Origin of the sequence: Komagataeibacter saccharivorans (assembly GCF_003207825.1) — a bacterium.
Lineage (GTDB): Bacteria > Pseudomonadota > Alphaproteobacteria > Acetobacterales > Acetobacteraceae > Komagataeibacter > Komagataeibacter saccharivorans.
The window spans coordinates 82,804-100,387 of the sequence record NZ_NKTY01000008.1 but is presented as its reverse complement, the minus strand read 5'-3'; the positions used below and the strand labels follow the sequence as shown (position 1 = coordinate 100,387).

Annotated in this window: 12 protein-coding genes; 7 read left to right on the top strand and 5 right to left on the bottom strand. The window is 59.4% G+C overall.

Going from position 1 to position 17,584, the window contains the following annotated elements:
- Nucleotides 1–71: 71 nt before the first annotated feature.
- The 4 genes from nadC to CFR79_RS07065 form a co-directional block, all read right to left on the bottom strand.
- Nucleotides 72–926 (bottom strand): carboxylating nicotinate-nucleotide diphosphorylase, encoded by an 855-nt coding sequence (gene nadC / locus CFR79_RS07080; RefSeq protein ID WP_110547390.1) that lies wholly within the window; start codon nucleotides 924–926, stop codon nucleotides 72–74.
- The gene (locus tag CFR79_RS07075) at nucleotides 923–2,491 is read right to left on the bottom strand and encodes an L-aspartate oxidase (RefSeq protein ID WP_110547389.1); all 1,569 of its coding nucleotides are present in this window, start codon (nucleotides 2,489–2,491) and stop codon (nucleotides 923–925) included. Before CFR79_RS07075 ends, nadC begins: the two co-directional genes overlap by 4 nt.
- Nucleotides 2,488–3,468 (bottom strand): quinolinate synthase NadA, encoded by a 981-nt coding sequence (nadA, locus tag CFR79_RS07070; protein ID WP_110547388.1) that lies wholly within the window; start codon nucleotides 3,466–3,468, stop codon nucleotides 2,488–2,490. Before nadA ends, CFR79_RS07075 begins: the two co-directional genes overlap by 4 nt.
- Nucleotides 3,469–3,606: 138 nt before the next feature.
- Nucleotides 3,607–4,509 carry an NUDIX hydrolase gene (locus CFR79_RS07065; RefSeq protein WP_181417384.1) on the bottom strand — a complete coding sequence of 301 codons (903 nt, stop codon included), beginning with the start codon at nucleotides 4,507–4,509 and terminating at the stop codon, nucleotides 3,607–3,609.
- A gap of 142 nt (nucleotides 4,510–4,651) precedes the next feature.
- Here CFR79_RS07065 and CFR79_RS07060 point away from each other — a divergent pair, with 142 nt between their 5' ends.
- From CFR79_RS07060 to CFR79_RS07030, 7 genes are all read left to right on the top strand, one after another.
- On the top strand, nucleotides 4,652–4,873 hold the full coding sequence (locus CFR79_RS07060) for a DUF2905 domain-containing protein (protein WP_110547387.1): 222 nt from the start codon (nucleotides 4,652–4,654) through the stop codon (nucleotides 4,871–4,873).
- Between the two features lie 170 nt (nucleotides 4,874–5,043).
- Nucleotides 5,044–8,130: a DUF1796 family putative cysteine peptidase gene (locus CFR79_RS07055; RefSeq protein WP_181417383.1), complete on the top strand. Its 3,087-nt coding sequence runs from the start codon at nucleotides 5,044–5,046 to the stop codon at nucleotides 8,128–8,130.
- Nucleotides 8,127–9,248, top strand: coding sequence for a glycosyltransferase family 61 protein (locus tag CFR79_RS07050; RefSeq protein WP_110547385.1), 1,122 nt, complete (start codon nucleotides 8,127–8,129; stop codon nucleotides 9,246–9,248). The genes CFR79_RS07055 and CFR79_RS07050 overlap by 4 nt, the downstream gene beginning before the upstream one ends.
- A 41-nt stretch (nucleotides 9,249–9,289) precedes the next feature.
- Nucleotides 9,290–9,724 carry a hypothetical protein gene (locus CFR79_RS07045; protein WP_146220118.1) on the top strand — a complete coding sequence of 145 codons (435 nt, stop codon included), beginning with the start codon at nucleotides 9,290–9,292 and terminating at the stop codon, nucleotides 9,722–9,724.
- A 194-nt stretch (nucleotides 9,725–9,918) separates the two neighbouring features.
- Nucleotides 9,919–12,930, top strand: a complete 3,012-nt coding sequence (locus CFR79_RS07040) for a glycosyltransferase (protein WP_110547383.1) — start codon at nucleotides 9,919–9,921, stop codon at nucleotides 12,928–12,930.
- Nucleotides 12,931–13,530: 600 nt separating this feature from the next.
- Nucleotides 13,531–15,960 (top strand): glycosyltransferase, encoded by a 2,430-nt coding sequence (locus CFR79_RS07035; protein WP_181417382.1) that lies wholly within the window; start codon nucleotides 13,531–13,533, stop codon nucleotides 15,958–15,960.
- Between the two features lie 476 nt (nucleotides 15,961–16,436).
- Nucleotides 16,437–17,171: an MgtC/SapB family protein gene (locus CFR79_RS07030; protein WP_258373447.1), complete on the top strand. Its 735-nt coding sequence runs from the start codon at nucleotides 16,437–16,439 to the stop codon at nucleotides 17,169–17,171.
- A gap of 83 nt (nucleotides 17,172–17,254) precedes the next feature.
- Here the strand turns inward: CFR79_RS07030 and CFR79_RS07025 are convergent, their stop codons facing one another.
- A complete protein-coding gene (locus CFR79_RS07025) occupies nucleotides 17,255–17,542 on the bottom strand; it encodes a DUF3325 family protein (RefSeq protein ID WP_258373444.1) in 288 nt (95 codons plus the stop codon).
- Between the last annotated feature and the right edge of the window lie 42 nt (nucleotides 17,543–17,584).

Genomic DNA, 17,584 nt, shown 5'->3' with positions numbered 1-17,584 from the left:
TCCTGCCCCATGCCGCGCTGGACGCCGATTGCAGGTTTGACCGGGCCCCATCTGGGGTGGGTGGCGGGTGTTCAGGATGAATAATCCAGCCCGATATCCATGACACGCACTGTATGCGTCAGCCAGCCGAGGGAGATCAGGTCAACGCCCGTCTGTGCTACCGCTGTTACGGTTTCCGGCGTGATGCCGCCCGATGCCTCGCTGATTGCGCGACCGTCAATCAGGCGCACCGCCTTGCGCAGCAGGTCGGGCGGCATGTTGTCCAGCAGGAAAACATCCACCCCGCCGACATCCAGCCCTTCGCGTAGCTGTTCCAGCGTGTCCACCTCCAGTTCGATCCGGACCAGATGGCCCGCCGCCGCGCGGGCGCGTTCCACAGCCGCGCGCACCCCCCCGGCGAATGCGAGATGATTGTCCTTGATAAGAATGGCGTCATCCAGCCCGAAGCGGTGATTGTTGCCGCCGCCCGCCCGCACCGCGTATTTCTGGATCGCGCGCAGTCCCGGCATGGTCTTGCGGGTGCAGGTGATGCAGGCGCGATAGGGGCGGACAAGCTCCACAAACCGCGCGGTGGCGCTGGCGATCCCGCTAAGGTGGGACAGGAAGTTAAGCCCCACCCGCTCCCCCGACAGGATACCACGCGCAGGCCCTTCCACCGTGGCCAGTGGCGTGCCTGCCGTCACTGTGCTGCCATCGGCCAGATGGGGGGTAAATTTGATGCGCGGGTCCATGAGCGCGAAGGACAGCCGCGCCATGTCCAGCCCCGCGATCACGCCATCCTGTCGCGCGGCCAGCACGGCGCGGACATGGGTGTCGGCATCGGCGATCACCGCATCGGTCGTCAGGTCGCCCGCGCGGCCCAGATCCTCCAGCAGTCCCGCGCGCACAAGCGGTTCAAGCATGATATCGGGCAGGGGATGGATCATGTCGGCACTCTTTCATGTCTGGATGGAATGGATGCATCCTCAACGGCCATGATATCGGGCAGTTGTGCCTGCATTTCCGCCAAAGTGAACCGCGATGGCGTGGCATGGGCGGCAGCATCGGGATGATCGCTGCGGAAATGGCCGCCCCGGCTTTCCTGCCGCATAAGTGCCGCGTACAGTATGGCGACGGATGCAAGTCCCGCATCCGTCTGTCGGTCGTGGGGCAGCAGGCGGCGCAGCCCTTCGCGCAGGTCGGCCCCCGTGCGGACCACGCCTGCGTAACGGCTCATGATCCTGCGCAGTTCGGCGGGTGGTGGTGACGAAAACCGTCCATCGGGTGTGACGTGTCCGGTCAGGGACGGGGCATTGAGCGTGCAGCCATCCAGATCCTGCCCCACCCATGAACCCAGAAGAACGGCTTCCAGCAGGGAATTGCTGGCCAGCCGGTTGGCGCCGTGCAGTCCGGTGCAGGCGACTTCGCCCGCCGCCCACAGGCCGGGAATGCCCGTACGGCCCTGAGCGTCCACAACAATACCCCCCATGTGATAATGGGCGGCGGGCCGGACCGGAATGGGCTGTGTGACCGGATCAATGCCATGGCGCTGGCACAGCGCGGTGATGGCAGGGAAATGCCGGGGGAAATCAGCGCCCACCGCCGCGCGGGCATCAAGGTAGACCGTATGCCCGTCGATCATGTGTTGCCACACCGCCCGGGCGACACTGTCGCGGGTACCGAGTTCGTGGGTAAAGCGTGCCCCGGTTTCATCAATCAGGATGGCGCCTTCGCCGCGCACGGCCTCGCTTATCAGGCATAGCCGCTGCCCGTCCGCCCCGGCGGATAGCGCGGTGGGATGGAACTGAACAAATTCCATGTTTCCCAATATCGCACCCGCGCGGGCGGCGATGGCAAGGCCGCTGCCGGTCGCGCCCGCCGGGTTGGTGGTATCAGCGAACAGGCCACCCGTTCCCCCGGTCGCCAGCACGACCGCTGCTGCGGGCAGGGTTACGTTTCGCCCGGCGATGGATACATGCAGGCCCGCAACCGCGCCATCATGCAACACCAGATCAAGGGCGCGGGCGTGTTCAATCACCGTTATGCGTGGCGTGTGTCGCACGCGGGTCATCAGGGCCTGCATGATGGTGGCCCCGGTGGCGTCTTCCCCCGCATGTACGATGCGACGGCGGCAGTGGGCGGCTTCCAGCCCCAGTTGCAGTGTCCCGTCGGGCGCGCGATCCCATGCCACGCCAAGACTGGCCAGACGGGCGATGGCATCCGGTCCGTTTGCGGTGATGCGCGCGACGGTTTCGGGATCGCATAATCCGGCCCCCGCCGCCAGCGTATCCGTCGCATGCAGGGCAACGGTATCGTCGGCACCCATCGCGGCCGCCAGCCCGCCCTGTGCAAGCATGCTGGCGCAGGGCGGGCTGGCCATGTCCACAGGCGTACCCGCGCACAGCACAACGCAGGGGCGGGTGGTGGTCAGGGCGGTCATGATTCCCGCCAGACCCGCGCCCGCAATCAGTACCTGACCGGCCAGCCGGTCGGGCCGGGGCAGGCCGGTCATACCGCCAGCATGCGTTCAACGGCGCGGCGGCCACGGCTGGACAGTTCCGGGTCCAGCGTGACTTCATGCGTCATGGTTTCCAGCGCATGGCGGATATTGGCCAGCGTGATGCGCTTCATGTGCGGGCATATGTTGCACGGGCGCACGAAACTGGTCTGCGGATATTTTATCGCCAGATTGTCGCTCATGGAACATTCGGTCACCAGCAGGATGCGGCTGCCGCTGCGTTCGCGCACGAAATCGTCCATCATGGCGGTCGAACCGCTGAAATCCGATGCCGCCACCACTTCGGGCGGGCATTCGGGATGGGCGATCACGACCAGACCGGGATTGTCCGCGCGCATGCGGGCGATCTCGTCGGGGGTGAAGCGTTCATGCACTTCGCAGTGACCGGCCCATGTAATCATCTTGATGCCGGTTTCGGCTTCGATATTGCGGGCCAGATATTCATCGGGGATCATGATGACGCGGTCGGTGCCAAGGCTTTCCACCACCCGTTTCGCATTGCCCGACGTGCAGCACATGTCACTTTCGGCCTTCACTTCCGCCGAAGTGTTGACGTAGGAGACGACCGGCACGCCGGGATGGCGTTCACGCAGCAGCCGGACATCGCGCCCGGTAATGGAATCCGCCAGTGAACAGCCCGCCTGCATGTCCGGGATCAGGACCGTGCTGGCCGGATTGAGCATCTTGGCCGTTTCCGCCATGAAATGGACCCCGGCCATGACAATCACATCGGCATCGGTTTCCTGTGCCTCACGCGCCAGGGCAAGGCTGTCGCCGCGGATGTCGGCCACACAGTGAAAGATTTCAGGCGTCTGGTAATTATGGGCCAGAATGACGGCGTTGCGCTCGCGCTTGAGGGCTTCGATCGCGCGGATGTCCTCTACAAAGGTGTCCCATTCCATTTCGGGGATCAGATGACGCACCCTGTCATATAGTCCGTCGGTCCGGTCGCGCATAGCAATCTGGTTCATGTCCCTTTTCCTTCCCATTCCTGCCAAGCCCTTTATGCTCATATTGAGCATAAGTCACGCAGCAGGGACCGCCCCGACACTTCCAGAGCGAAATACGCTGTTTGTCAATCAGGATTTTCGTGAGGTCCGCCGCACCCGTTACGGCACCGCAAGGGGAATCTTGGTGCCGGTGAACTGGCGCGCCTGCCGTACCTCGCCACAGAAACGGAACAGGCGGGCGGGCCTGCCGCCGGTATTTTCCTCCATGGCGCCGGTTTCCTCAACCAGTTGCTGCTGCGTGATCAGGCGCCGGAAATTCTGCTTGTGGATATGAATGCCGGACAGGCTTTCCATCACGCGCTGCAGGTGCAGCAGGGTAAATTCTTCCGGCATGAGTTCGAACACGACCGGGCGGTAGCGTATCTTCGCCCGCAGTCGCGCCATGCCGGTGGCCAGGATGCGACGGTGGTCATGATGCATGGGCTGGCCCGGCACCGCATCCGCCGCAGCACAGCCGGATTCCGGCACCAGCCCGGCTTCATACAGCAGTTCGTAGCGTTGCAGCACCAGCTCATCATCCCACACCGCCATGTCCCCGATGGCAAACAGGCTGACACAGCGCTGCCATTGCGCGATGCGTGTAGCCGGATTGTCCATGCCCGCCACCCACTGGCACAGCCTGCGTTCGATATGGGCGCGGCATGTCCGGCCTGTATCCGACTTGGCGTTCTCCCACGGGAAATAGTCGTACCAGTCCCGCCAGCCGGTTTCGCCCGCGTGGCTGCGGGTCAGCGCAAGGTAGGATATGGCGATGGTCCTGACCTGTTCCGTCGTCAGCATGCGGCCATGGTCGGCAAAGGTATAAAGCTGTTCGACATGGCCGATGGGGTGGCCGGTCTGGCGTTCCACCCATGCCCGCACCCCGGCCTGAAGGGAGCGATGCGCGTTTTCCAGCGGGCCGGACGGCAGGGAACGCCCGTGGTCAATGGTCATGACCTGCGGGGTGTCATCCCGCACTGCCGTAAGGACAGCAATCAGTTCGATCAGTATCTGGGTCGTCATGCCGGAACCACCCTAGCATCCAACCCGACGGTTGGGGAGGGATTTCCACCGCGCGCAGGGGTGGACAGGGCTGCCCTCTTTCCCCTGGCGGCCATGCAGCCCATATTACGGGACCGGAACCCGCAAAGAAGGCCCGTTTTTCATGCCCCGTATCCTGATCGCAGCCGGTCTTGTCCTTGTGGTCGCGGGGATATGCTGGCCCTTTCTGTCCCGCCTGCCGCTGGGTCGGCTGCCCGGTGACATCCTGATCCAGCGACCCGGTTTCACCTTCTACGCCCCGATTACGACCGGCCTGCTGATCGGGGCCGTCATATCCGCGCTGATGTGGCTGTTGCGGTGGTGGGGAAACGGCGGGGCGACATAGGCGCGGGATTACGGGCCGGTGGGGCGCAATGCCGGTCGCCATTTTCTTCCCGGCGGCGGGGACGGGTTAACGTGCTGTCAACTCCCTGCCTCTAGCGTGATCCCCTGTCGGGGCAATGGGTTGCGGCAATGCGCAGCCCTGCCCGCAGCCGACGGCAAAGCGGGGGAAAGGTGTCAAGAGAACTGATCAGTCTGGGCTGGCGCTGTGACACGGCCTTTGAGTTGCGCATGCACGGCAGGGAAAACGTGGCGCATTTTTTCGACTGGCTGGCCACGCCCTTTTCCGGCCTGTTACGGATACTGGAAGCCGATTTCGATGTTTTTCATCCTGAAAACCTGATCCTGCGCACGGATCTCGACCCGCATTGCGTGGAGGACGTGCCGACCGGCGTTCTCTTTCACCACCAGTTTCCGCTTTATCGGGGGCATGTACAGCCGGATTTTCTGGTTCATTATCCCGATTTCAGTTCCAAGTTCCGCCATCTCGCCGCGCGTTTCAGGCAGTACATGGCAGACAGGCCGGTGACACTGGTGCGCCAGGAGATCACGCGCGATCAGGCCCTGCGGCTTGAGGACGTTGTGGCGGCGGCGTTCCCGGCGGCTGATGTCCGGTTCCTCTATCTCAACCCGGACCCGCAGGAATTCATAACGCCCCGTGGCCGTGGCCGCGCCCTGCGTAATGACGGCACACTGGGCGATCCCGCCCAATGGGCGCGGGTACTGGGGGAGGAAGGGTTGATCGGTCAGCCCTACCGACACGCCACGGCCGAGATTCTGGGCGCGGATCACGGCAGCCATAATCTGGCGACGGATAACCGATTTACGGATGCGCAGTTGCACGCGGCGATTACCCATAACCCGCATAAAACCGCCTTCCGTCTGGAACGCGCGCAGCTTCATATGCTGCATGGGGCATGGTCACAGGCGGAAGAGGAAGCCCGCGCCGCGCTGGCCATGGCCCCGGATGATCCTGCCGCGCGTTATGTCGCAACGCTGGCGGCATGGCGGGCGGGGCACATGGCGGTGGCGGATGCCGCGCGTACGATGCGCAGCCTGATGGAAGGGGGGCATGCGCCTTCCGGCTGGGCGGCCCAGGCGGCGCAGGTCATGCTGGCGGCGGATGATGCGCCATCCGCCCTGCGATATGTCCGCCGCGCGGTTGCGGCGGCGCCGGACCAGTCGGGCCTTTATCATCAGCAGGCCGAGATCCAGTACCGGTTGCGCGATTTCGGTGGTATTGTCAGCACGTTACGCATGGCGGCCCGTCTGGCCCCGCTGCCGGGGCATTACGAGCACATGCTGGCCAATGGGCTGGAAGCCATCGGCGCGCTGGAGGAAGCCCTTGCCGCATCCGAACGCGCCGTGGCGAGCGGGGAGACATTTCACTACCATTACACGCGGGCGGGGCTGCTGCTCGCCCTTGACCGCCCGGCCGAAGCACTGGCCGCCTGCCAGCGGGCCGTTCCACTGGCCGGGGACCTGCTGCCCGCACTGGAACAGCGCATTGCGCAAATCGGGGCGCTGCTTGCCCCGCCAGCGGAAAGCATAAGGCTGGTCATATGGGATCTGGATGAAACCTTCTGGCGGGGCACCCTGACCGAAGGGGGCGCGCAACCGGTTGCGGCCCATGTGGACCTGCTGCGCACCCTGTCGCAGCGTGGCATCATCAATGCCGTATGTTCCAAGAATGATGAGGCCGCCGCGCGGGATCTGCTGCGTGCATGTGGCGCATGGGATCATATCGTGTTCCCGCGCATCGCCTTTGCCCCCAAGGGGCTGCTGATCCGCGATATTATCGAAAGCGCGCAGTTGCGGGCCTCCACGGTCCTGTTCATCGATGATAACCCGATGAACCTGAACGAGGCCGTGCATTACAATCCCGGCCTGCAGGTGGCGGATGCGGAATATGTAGCGCAGCTTGCCGATGATCCCCGCATGCAGGGCAAGCCAGACCCCGACATGACGCGGCTTGCCCATTACAGGGTTCTCGAACAGCGGCAGGCGGAACGCAGGCTGGCGGGCGACAATCTGGATTTCCTGCGCCACAGCAATGTGCGGGTCAGCCTGCATTATGATGTCATGGCGCAGTTTCCGCGCATACTTGATCTGGTCAACCGTACCAACCAGCTCAATTTCACCAAACGCCGCTGGCCCGAAACGGCGGAGCAGGCCCGGGATTTCGCGGCAGCGGAACTAAGGGAATGTTTCAACAGCCATGCGGGCTACGTAAAGGTTGCCGATCGGTATGGACAGTATGGCATATGCGGATTTTTCCTGATCCGCGAGGGTGTCGCGCATCATTTCCTGTTTTCATGCCGCGCGATGAATATGGGGATCGAACAGTTTGTCTGGCACCGGCTGGGCTGCCCATGTGTTGACATCAATGGCGCGGTCAGCGGCAGCCCTGAGGGGCCAGATCCGGACTGGATCACCCTGACGGACGATGCCGATGCGGACGGCGCGCCCGTTACCAGTCGCGCATCGCGGCCTGTGATCTGCGTGCGCGGGGCCTGCGACCTGAGCATGATGACCCATTACCTGCGGGTGAAATACGAAACGATCGAGGAATTTCCATACCCGTATCAGGAATGGTCCATCCATCCACTGGCGCGTTCCGTCGCCCTGCAACGGGAACTGGATACCCCGGCGGGGCGGGACCTGCTGGCGCGCATTCCGGTGCGTGTCGGCAGCGCGATCAATGAGCGCAGCGCGGATGTTTATGTGCTTTCCTTCTCATCCGAAGTATTCGGCACTTTGTACCGTTCGCGCAGCACGGACCTTCTGCTGCCATTCAACAGCAGTGTCATACCCGATCAGGATTTCGGGCGGATCGGGTATGAGGACATAGCCCGGCGTCTGGGCCACGCGCCGGATTTCAGCGCCGAGGACTGGCGGTTCATGCAGACGGAATTTACCTGTCACGGCCCGCTTGACCTCCAGCAGCTTGAAAATGATGTGACAGCGATGTTCGAGACGCTGCGGGGCAGGACCGTCATCGTCCTCATGCTCAATACGCGGGTGGGCGGCCAGTCATGGGTGCTGGATGCGTTTGCGAAGATCAATGCGGTCGTCCGGCCGCTGGTGGCGCGTTATGGTTATCTGAGCATTGACCTGGCCGATTTCGTGCGGACGGTGGCGGATCTGGACAGTCCCGATGACGTGGGCGTGCATTTCAGCCGCGCGGTCTACAGGCGGCTGGCGGAACAGGTGGAGGCATTGTGTTGCAGCCCGGCCCGACAGCTTCCGGTTCCCGCATGACGCAGGCAGACATGCTGATTGAAACGGACGCGCTGGAACAGGTCCGAACGATCCCGATCACCCCATCGTTCCAGTATATGAGACCGCCGCGCATCTATGATCCGCACCTGATGCCCCCTGATGTGGCCCGGATATTGCGCAGGCGCTGGAACCTGTCGAAACACGTCATTCCGCCGGTGGCGTTTCATCTGGCGCGCGATGTCTATGTTGTGGAAGAAGGGCTGGTGTTTACGGGGGACGGGCATCTTGTCGCCGCCAGCCAGGCTGATGTCCCGGCGCATGAAATCGTGCGGGCCCGTGCGACATTGCAGGCCAGTCTGGCGCAGCCCGCATCCATTCCGTCACACCCGCGCGCCATACTGTGCAAAAAGCGCGGGGCAGGAAATTACGGCCACTGGCTGGCGGAAATGCTGCCCCGGGCATATGTGGCCAGACAGTACCTGCCGGACCGGGACTGGCCCGTCGTGATCCACGCAGTGGAGGGCACATTGCGCACCGTCATGCGTGAATCGCTGCATGCCGTCGGCATTACGGAAAACAGGATCATTGAATCAGGTGGCGCGCCGGTCCATTTCGGTGAACTGCTGGTGCCCAGCGGCCTGACCGCCCATGCCGTTTTCCTTTCCCCCCTTGTCATGGAATGTATGGACTTTATCGCCGATCAGGTGCCTCCCGCCGATATCGACGCCCTGTACATACCAAGGGCACCGGCGACCACCCGTGATTTTGAAGATGAAGCCGCGGTCAGGACCGTCTTTGAACAGCACGGATACACCACGTTCGCGGGCAGCACCGTGCCCTTTATGGAACAGGTGGCGATGTTCCGTTCCGCGCGCCGTGTGGTGGGGGCGATGGGGGCGGGGCTGAGCAATACGCTTTTCTGTCGGCCCGCAACCGAAGTGCTGGTTTTCATGCCCGGTAATGCACTGGAACTGTTCTACTGGCTGATCGCGGAAGGCCGGAAACTTGATTACCACGAGGTCCGGACCCCGCAGAGCGGCAGGATGCAGGGCAGCCTTCCATGGGACCGGCAACTGGCGATCACGCCTGCGGAAGTCGAACGCATGCTGGCGCGACTGGAAGCCGGGAAACCCGCGTTTCAATTGACTGATTTTTAATTTTTAGACCCCAGAATACCGTTTTGGGTGTGGGAGAAACAATGATTCCTTATTCTGTTGTTGAATCCAGCATTAAAAGACAGGACAACGCCGTCATCATACCTGAGGCGATGTTCCGTTTCCTGATAACTGAATATCTGCGCAGCCTGCCGTTTGATGAAGCAGCCTACCTGAAAGCCAACCCGGATGTGGATGCCGCCATCCATCGTGATGAGTTCAGCAGCGGCAAGGAGCATTTTACCCGGATCGGCTTTTTTGAAGGGCGGGATGCCGGGGGCGATGAATTTGATGAAAAATGGTACCTGAAGAACAACCGCGACGTCGCCAGTTCGGTCAACCGGGGCGACTGGAGTTCGGGGGAGGAACACTGGCAGCGGATCGGACGCAATGAATTGCGCGCGCCATGCAGGGCGCAGGTTCCGCTATATGATATCTGGCATGCGTTTTTGAAATCCGGACAGAACAGGCAGCCATGAAAACCAGTAAAAGCCCGAAGCCGTTCTGAAATATAACGGTATGGCTCCTGATACTTTATCGGGGGGTAGCGGACATGTTCTTTCCCATATCCTGTCGCTGTAACTCCGTCAGTTGCTGTCCATATCCGACAGAAGGGAAGTAATGCCATTTTGTGGAAATGGTAGGGAAACGGAATTATTGATGAGGCTGAATAATGGATGATCCATACATCAATAGTTTCGTGCTGGAGGAAACCCGCCGCTATATCCTGACCTTAACCGGAAAGTATGAACAGCTTGCCCCCGTGGCGGGTGACGTGCCTGCCTGCCTGCGTCGGCTTCTGTACCTGCAGCGCACCCATCCCAGCGCGCATGATATCATGCTCGGCATCGGGCTGTGCCGTCTGGTAACGGGCGATCCGCGCGCTTCCGAAGCCCTGGAATTTCTGGCGGGTACCGTCATATCGCCCGTTGCGCGGTTTTTTCTTCTCATGGCGCGGATCAGGGCTGGCGCGTACGACAATGCGTTTGTCGAGATGAAGTCGCTCCTGCGGGAAACCGCCGTGCTGTATTTCGATGTCTTCCATCGCCTGTGCGATATGGTTGTAAAGGCGGTCAGGTGTAACGGCTGGTGCGGTATGTTGCCGGACGGGCAGATTGTTGTCGGGGTCCAGACAAGACGCCAGCCATCCATTACGATCCGTACGGGCGGGAACGAAATCGCCGCATCCGTGTCACTGCTGACGGATCAGGGGGAATACGCGGTCTGGAAGGTGGATAATGTCACCATCCCCCCTACGTTATGTCCGGTACATGTGCATTACAAAGGCAGGCAACTGGTCGGTAGTGGTCTGGAATGCAGGAGCATCTGGCAGTTTCAGGGCTTTGTTGAAGAATGTGCCGAAGGGATCAGCGGGTGGTGCCGCTACCCTAACAATATCGCGGCGGAAAACCGTCTGGTCGTGCGATCGGAGCGGACGGATGGGGTGATCTGCGAAAAAGTATTCGGGGTTGAGGATGCCGGTCGGTTATCCCCAGAACGCAGCCGCACGGAGTTCTGCATTACATGGGCTGATCTGGCGGATTGTGCTGCTGATCCCGTCAGGATAACGGACCCGTTCGGGCAGGATCTGTACGGAAGCCCCCTTACGCCGCAGGCGGGCGCACAGTATGCCCGCCATCAGGCGGAACGGGTCGCGATGGCCTTTCCGGCCGCCTGCCCGCCGGAAGCGCCTGCCCATTGCGTTCTTCCCTATCCGGCCCTCCATACGCCACGGTTTTCACCCCATCGCGGTAAAGACGTGCGTGATCCCGCGGTCAATCCGGTCGTTATCGTCATTCCCGTTTACAAGGGACTGAAAGTGACAAAGGAATGCCTGTCACTGGCCCTGAAATGGCGGGAAGCGGATACGCGGATCGTGGCGGTTAACGACTGTTCACCCGATCCTGCCATTGTCGCCTATCTGGAAAGTCTGGAAGGGCGCGAAGGTATTCAGGTCCTTCATAACGAACGCAACCGGGGCTTCACCTACACCGCCAATCGGGGCCTGCGCGAAGCGGGGCGCGATGAGGACGTTATCCTGCTCAACAGCGATACGCTGCTGCCCAGGGGGTGGGTTTCGTGCCTGCGGGCAACCGCGTACAGCGCGCCCGATATTGGCACGGCAACACCCCTGTCCAACGCTGCGACCATTTTCAGTTACCCACGCAATGACGGGCAGAACACCATTCCCCGCTATGACGAGGTGGAGGAGCTAGCGGCCCTTCTTGCCGGGCTGGGGCGTACGGATACGGTGGATGTGCCGACAGCCCATGGCTTCTGCATGTATATCCGCGCGGAATGCCTGCGCCAGACCGGCGTACTGCGCGAAGACGTTTTCGCGCAGGGGTATGGAGAGGAAAACGATTTCAGCCGCCGCGCGCTGGCGCTGGGGTGGCGGCATGTGGTGTGCCTGAATACTTTCGTGGGACATGTGGAAGGGCAGTCGTTCAGCGCGTTTCGTGGTGACCTCATGCGTCGTAACCTGCGTATACTGAACGGACTGCATCCGGGGTATGACGCGGTTGTGCAGGCATGGCAGAAAAAGGACCCGCTGGGGCCGTTCCGCCGCCTTGTTGACATGACCCGCCTGACCGCGGACCTGCGGGGCCGGGCGACAGTCGCCCTTGTTACCCATAACCGGGGCGGGGGCGTGCAGAAATTCGTGCGCAGGCGTGCCGCGCAGATTACGGATGAAGGAAAACTGGCGCTTGTCATATCCCCGCTGACAGCAGGGAAAAAAGGCGTGCCGGCACGCTGGCATGTCCTTCCCGCGACACTGGAGGACTATCCCAACATCCTGTGCGATACCGACGGCGACGCATTGCAGGACATCCTGCTTGCCCTGAACTGTGAGCGCATCGAGATGCACAGCTACATAGGCGCGGGTATTGCCGCAATCGGGCGCGTGGCGCGGTGTGGCATACCCTATAACGTCTATCTGCATGATTATTCGTGGTTCTGTCCGCGTATTACGCTTATATCCTACAACAACATTTACTGTGGCGAGCAGAGCGAGGACGCATGCGGGCGATGTGTCCGTGACCTCGGTGCGTTGAATGAAGATGACCTGACCGCCAGTGACCTGCGTGATCGAAGTCGGGATATCCTGAACGGGGCCACGGAAATCATCGCATCATGCAAGGATGTGGCCGCCCGATACCGGCGGCAGATGGGTGTTTCCCCCATAATCCATCAATGGGAAGCGCCAACGGCGAATGAACGGATTGCCTTTCGTCCCAAACTGGACAGCGAGGTCAGGCGCATCCTGCTGATTGGCGCGATCGGGATGGAAAAAGGTTATAATGTCATCCTTAAACTGGCGCGTTATGTGGTGGAAACCGGCCTGCCGCTGCGGTTCGTGATCGTGGGCTTTACCTGCGATGATGAACGCCTGCTGGAAACGGGTGTTGTTGAAATTACGGGGCCGTATGGCGATGACGAACTGCCCGCCCTTATATCCGAACAGGGCTGTGACTGGGGTTTCCTGCCCGCGCAATGGCCCGAAACGTGGTCCTATGTCCTGACGGCGTTCTGGCGGCAGAAGATCCCCGTCGTGACGTTTGATATAGGCGCCCCCGCGCAGCGGGTAAGGGAATGTGGGGGCGGGATGGTCATTCCCCTTCATCTGCGCATGCCGGAACTGGCGGCCCTTCTTATGGACCCGGCGGTCTTTTCCGATGGATGAGATGAAGTGTTCGTACTGAAATATCCATAATGGAAACATTTAAAATAGCATCATATTTCAGGTAAGGTGGAGGATATTCTGGAACTTTCGGTAAAAAAAGACTGGTCAGAGTTTGATCCTGAATGGTACCGGCAGGAATATAACAGCCTGTGCGTTCTGGCCGTTCTGGAAAGCGGCGATGAAATATACGAATTCTATAAAACATGCGGGGTTCAGGCAGGTCATAGTCCCAACTGTTATTTTGATGAAATATGGTACCGCCGTTTTTATGATGATGTAGATCAGCTCATACAGGAAGGTGAATACCAGTCCGGATTTGACCACTACTGTAACGCAGGATACCAGGACCGGAATCCCAATCCTTTCTTCGACGAAAAATTTTATCGCGCGAGCGAACTGAAACTATCTGATGGGGAAATGTCTTCCCACGGACTGAAAAACGGCTATGACCATTATCTGAATTATGGCGCACATGAACAGCGTGATGCGTCGTTCTATTTTTCCACGAAAACATTCATATCTGAAAATCCCGATTTTTTATTTGATGAACAGGATGGTCCTTTCATCGCTTTTCTGAAGTCCCGTCATCATCCCCGGACCATGCGGCGTCGCCTGTCATGGTATTTCGATCCGGCATGGTATCGTGAAACCTATCCCGATACGCAGGCGGAGCGGATATATCAGGAGCATCCCCTTGCTGAATATCTGGTCAATGCCGGGGCCTTAAGCCATGATCCCAACCCCTATTTTTCAGAAGAATTCTATCGCAGCGGCAACCCTGACGTTACAGCCGCCATTGATGCCGGTGTGTTCCACAATGCTTACGAACATTTCCTCAATTACGGCCTGACCGAGTTACGCAGGCCAGCACCACAGGTCGATCTGGAACGTTACGCCAGGGACCCCGCCGTTGCCCATGATGTGCGCAGGCAGACCTATCCCACCGTTTTCGCGCAGTACGTGGCCCTTGCGGGTGCCTTGCCCCATGAATACAGCACGGAACAGGACGGTGAACTGGCCTGCAAGCGGGCCTTCATGCGGCTGGCATCTGTCTATGCGGCTATCGGCGGCCCAAAGTGTCCTGATTTTACGTGTGACGTACCCGATGTCAGCATCATCATGGTGGCCCATAATCGGTTTGCCTTTACCATGACAGCCCTATCGACCTTACGCGCGCAATATGCGGGGGCCATGCAGGTCATACTGGTTGATAGCGGATCATCGGATGAAACGCGCGGTATCGAAAATAGCGTTAGCGGCCTGGAGGTCATCCGCACCGAAGAAAATGTGGGCTTCCTGCGTGGCTGCAATATGGCGCTGGAGCGGGTGGTCTCTCCCTTCGTCCTGTATCTCAATAATGATGTGGCGATCATGCCGGGTGCGATCAGTGCGGCCCTGCGCAGGATGGGCATGGACCCGCAGGCGGGGGCGGTAGGGGCGCGGATAATCCGCACCAACGGCTTGCTTCAGGAAGCAGGCAGCATCATCTGGCGGGACGGGACAACGTCCGGATATTTGAGGAATGCGGAACCAGACCGGCCCGAAGCCAATTATGTACGGTATGTTGATTTCTGTTCGGGTGCTTTTTTACTGGTGCGGACAGAAATAGTAAAACAGATCGGGGGCTTCGATCCACAGTTTGCACCGGCCTATTATGAAGATACGGATTTATGTGTGCAGATCCACCGGCTTGGATTCAGAATTGTTTACGACCCGGATGTTGTCATGGTCCATTATGAATTCGGCACCGGCGACCGGGCGGAAATAGATGGACTGCTTGAAAAGAACATAAAGATATTTTGTGACAGGAACAGGGACTATCTTAAATCAAAGCTGCATCGGGAAAATGTAAATATCCTGTCGGCCCGCTCATCCACACCAGATGAAAAACGCATCCTGTTTATCGAAGATTATATACCGCAGCGTAGCATTGGCGCCGGTTTTCCGCGCTCCAATGATATAATCCGCGCCATGGTATGCGATCTTGGGCTGCATGTGACGGTCTATCCCGTCTTTCCGCCCCGTACCCCGCCGCATGGCCGCTATCCTGACCTGCCTGACCGGGCAGAGGTAATATGGGACCGGGGCCTGGGCGAACTGGCGCGGTTTCTGACCGACAGGGCAGGGTATTACGATATACTCTGGCTGGCCCGAACCCATAATGCCGAAAGACTGCGGGAAATTATCAATACATGCCGCGATGCCCTTGGTCACTGCCGTATTGTTCTGGACACGGAAGCCGTGGCCAGCATGCGTGACATGGGTCGGAACCAGGTGCTGGGCCGGGAAAATCCGCTTTCCTTTACCCGTATGCTGCAACAGGAATTTCAGGCAACGGATTTCGTGGACCAGATCATGGCGGTAAGTGAAACCGAGGCCAGTATTATTTCGGACCATCTGGGGCGTGACGTATCGGTTCTTGGACATGTCCAGCCACCACTGAATAACGGACCGCAATGGGCCGATCGTCGTGATCTGCTTTTTGTCGGATCAGTACAGAATGACGCATCGCCAAACTGGGATGCGCTTATGTGGCTGAATGACTGTATCCTGCCGCTACTGGATACCGTATTGCCGCCTGAAATCCGCCTGCGGGTTGTGGGGCATACGGGGCCGGGAATTGATCTGGTGGCTGCACTGACCCATTGGCGCATTGATGTTGTTGGCGCGGTGAAGGATCTGGCGCCCTATTATAACGCGCACCGTGTATTCGTGGCCCCGACCCGGTTTGCGGCAGGCATCGCGTATAAAATCCATGAAGCTGCTGCCCATGGCCTGCCGATAGTCGCAACGCAGCTTTTATGCGATCAGGTCGGCTGGATCAGCGGAACGGATATGATGACAGCCGCCATTGAAGACCCACAGGCATTCGCGCACGCACTGGTCCGCCTTTATAATGACGAAACATTATGGAAGCAGATACGCCGGAATGCGCTGCATCGGATATTTGTTGAAAACAGGCCGGATGTCTATGCGGACAGGATAAAAAGGATCATCTGCCCGGAAGAAAATAAAACGCAGCCTTTGTGAAATACAATATGTGACCAATTCGTTTCACGGTGCGTAAAACTGTTGGTAAGAAAATACTGGAGGATTTCAAGGTAATTTCGTACTGTCAGTTTGTGGCGCAGCTATTGTGTGAATGGTGTGGCTGCACCGGCCATATGTTGACCTTCCGGAGAGGATGTTTGCAAAGTCTGTTCGGAAAACATCCAGAAACCATAAAGAAGTTTTTGGTGAAGCTTTTTTCAAAAAGCTTTGAAAGACATTGATTTTGTGAAAAAGCGCACCAAAATATTTTCCTGCCCCTTATCAAGTATTGTGTTTCAAACAACCCCCTATATGTACTGGTTTTTTGGGCAGGAACAGTCCGGCACAAAACAACTGACACTCTGACAGCAGGAAACGCAGGCAGATACAGGATTTTGCAGAAATAATCATGAACGGCGCAGCCTGCGGGGCGTTACAGACCCTTTATGGGAAGTCCGGGGGACCTGATCTCTGTGATGTGGGAAAATGTGCCGCAGCTTATGGATCTGTTTATCGCGTTCATACTGTCTGGCCTGATCGGACTTGAGCGGGAATATCGCCAGAAAAGCGCGGGGTTGCGAACATACTCGCTGGTCGGGTTATCGGCTGCCCTGTTCATGCTCATATCAAAACATGGCTTCGGTGATGTGATTGCGAGCGAGAAGGTCATTCTGGACCCATCGCGTGTAGCGGCGCAGGTTGTTTCGGGAATTGGGTTTATCGGCGCCGGTGTCATTTTCATGCGCCGGAATGTGGTGCGCGGGCTGACAACTGCGGCCTCGGTATGGTTGACGGCGGCCCTCGGCATGGCGGCGGGCGCGGGGCTGGTCCAGCTCGCCATTGCGACAACGGTGGCCTATTTCATCATCATGTTCGTCTTTCCGCTGCTTACGCGGAACCTGCCGCAGGCCGGTCGCAGTGCAACCCGGATGGAAATCTCCTACCGGGATGGCAGGGGCGTGCTCAGGCTTATTCTTGTAACCTGCACACGGCTGCGTTTCATCATCGATCACGTGCAGATCAACCAGAACGGCCATTACGAGGAACATTCCGAAATCGCACGGGGCCAGGAAGATGATTTTGACGACCGGCTTGTCACCCTGTCCATGCAGGTGAAGGGAAAGCGCCCGGTATCACATCTTATTGCCGCGCTGACGACTATTGAAGGCGTGCAGAAGGTGGGGACAATGGACGATACTGCGCTGGACTAACAGATATTGCTGTATTGAGCTGATCAGAAGAAAGAACGCCTCTACACGCATGTCGCTCGGTCCCTGCCTCTGCGCAAGGATCGTTACCGACGCGGCCCCCTCAGATCATTCAGCACGGTGCAGGCAAGGGCGGCCAGAACGATTTCAATACTGATCCATCCGGGCCACGTAATCAGGGCAATGACCGGGGCCTGTGCCACGCGTAGCGGAAGGACAAGGCTCAGGACCAGCAGCAGCATGCCTGCTGCCTGAATACTCCGGCGCAGCAGGTGGGACAGGCTCCTGCGTAATATAATGTCGCTGCCCCGTATCGATCCGGCAGCCAGCAGCAGCATGCCGCATTGCCCGCAAAGGATTGCCGCAACCATCATGCCCGCCGCGCGGTCCTGAACGCCGCATAGCCAAATGCCCCG

Excerpts from the sequence above, each read along its gene's own strand:
- CFR79_RS07050 (WP_110547385.1), top strand. The coding sequence starts at position 8,127 with ATGACGCAGGCAGACATGCTGATTGAAACGGACGCGCTGGAACAGGTC.
- nadC (WP_110547390.1), bottom strand. The coding sequence starts at position 926 with ATGATCCATCCCCTGCCCGATATCATGCTTGAACCGCTTGTGCGCGCG.
- CFR79_RS07040 (WP_110547383.1), top strand. The coding sequence starts at position 9,919 with ATGGATGATCCATACATCAATAGTTTCGTGCTGGAGGAAACCCGCCGC.
- CFR79_RS07065 (WP_181417384.1), bottom strand. The coding sequence starts at position 4,509 with ATGACGACCCAGATACTGATCGAACTGATTGCTGTCCTTACGGCAGTG.
- CFR79_RS07045 (WP_146220118.1), top strand. The coding sequence starts at position 9,290 with ATGATTCCTTATTCTGTTGTTGAATCCAGCATTAAAAGACAGGACAAC.
- CFR79_RS07030 (WP_258373447.1), top strand. The coding sequence starts at position 16,437 with ATGTGGGAAAATGTGCCGCAGCTTATGGATCTGTTTATCGCGTTCATA.
- CFR79_RS07025 (WP_258373444.1), bottom strand. The coding sequence starts at position 17,542 with ATGATGGTTGCGGCAATCCTTTGCGGGCAATGCGGCATGCTGCTGCTG.
- CFR79_RS07075 (WP_110547389.1), bottom strand. The coding sequence starts at position 2,491 with ATGACCGGCCTGCCCCGGCCCGACCGGCTGGCCGGTCAGGTACTGATT.
- nadA (WP_110547388.1), bottom strand. The coding sequence starts at position 3,468 with ATGAACCAGATTGCTATGCGCGACCGGACCGACGGACTATATGACAGG.
- CFR79_RS07060 (WP_110547387.1), top strand. The coding sequence starts at position 4,652 with ATGCCCCGTATCCTGATCGCAGCCGGTCTTGTCCTTGTGGTCGCGGGG.
- CFR79_RS07035 (WP_181417382.1), top strand. The coding sequence starts at position 13,531 with ATGCGGCGTCGCCTGTCATGGTATTTCGATCCGGCATGGTATCGTGAA.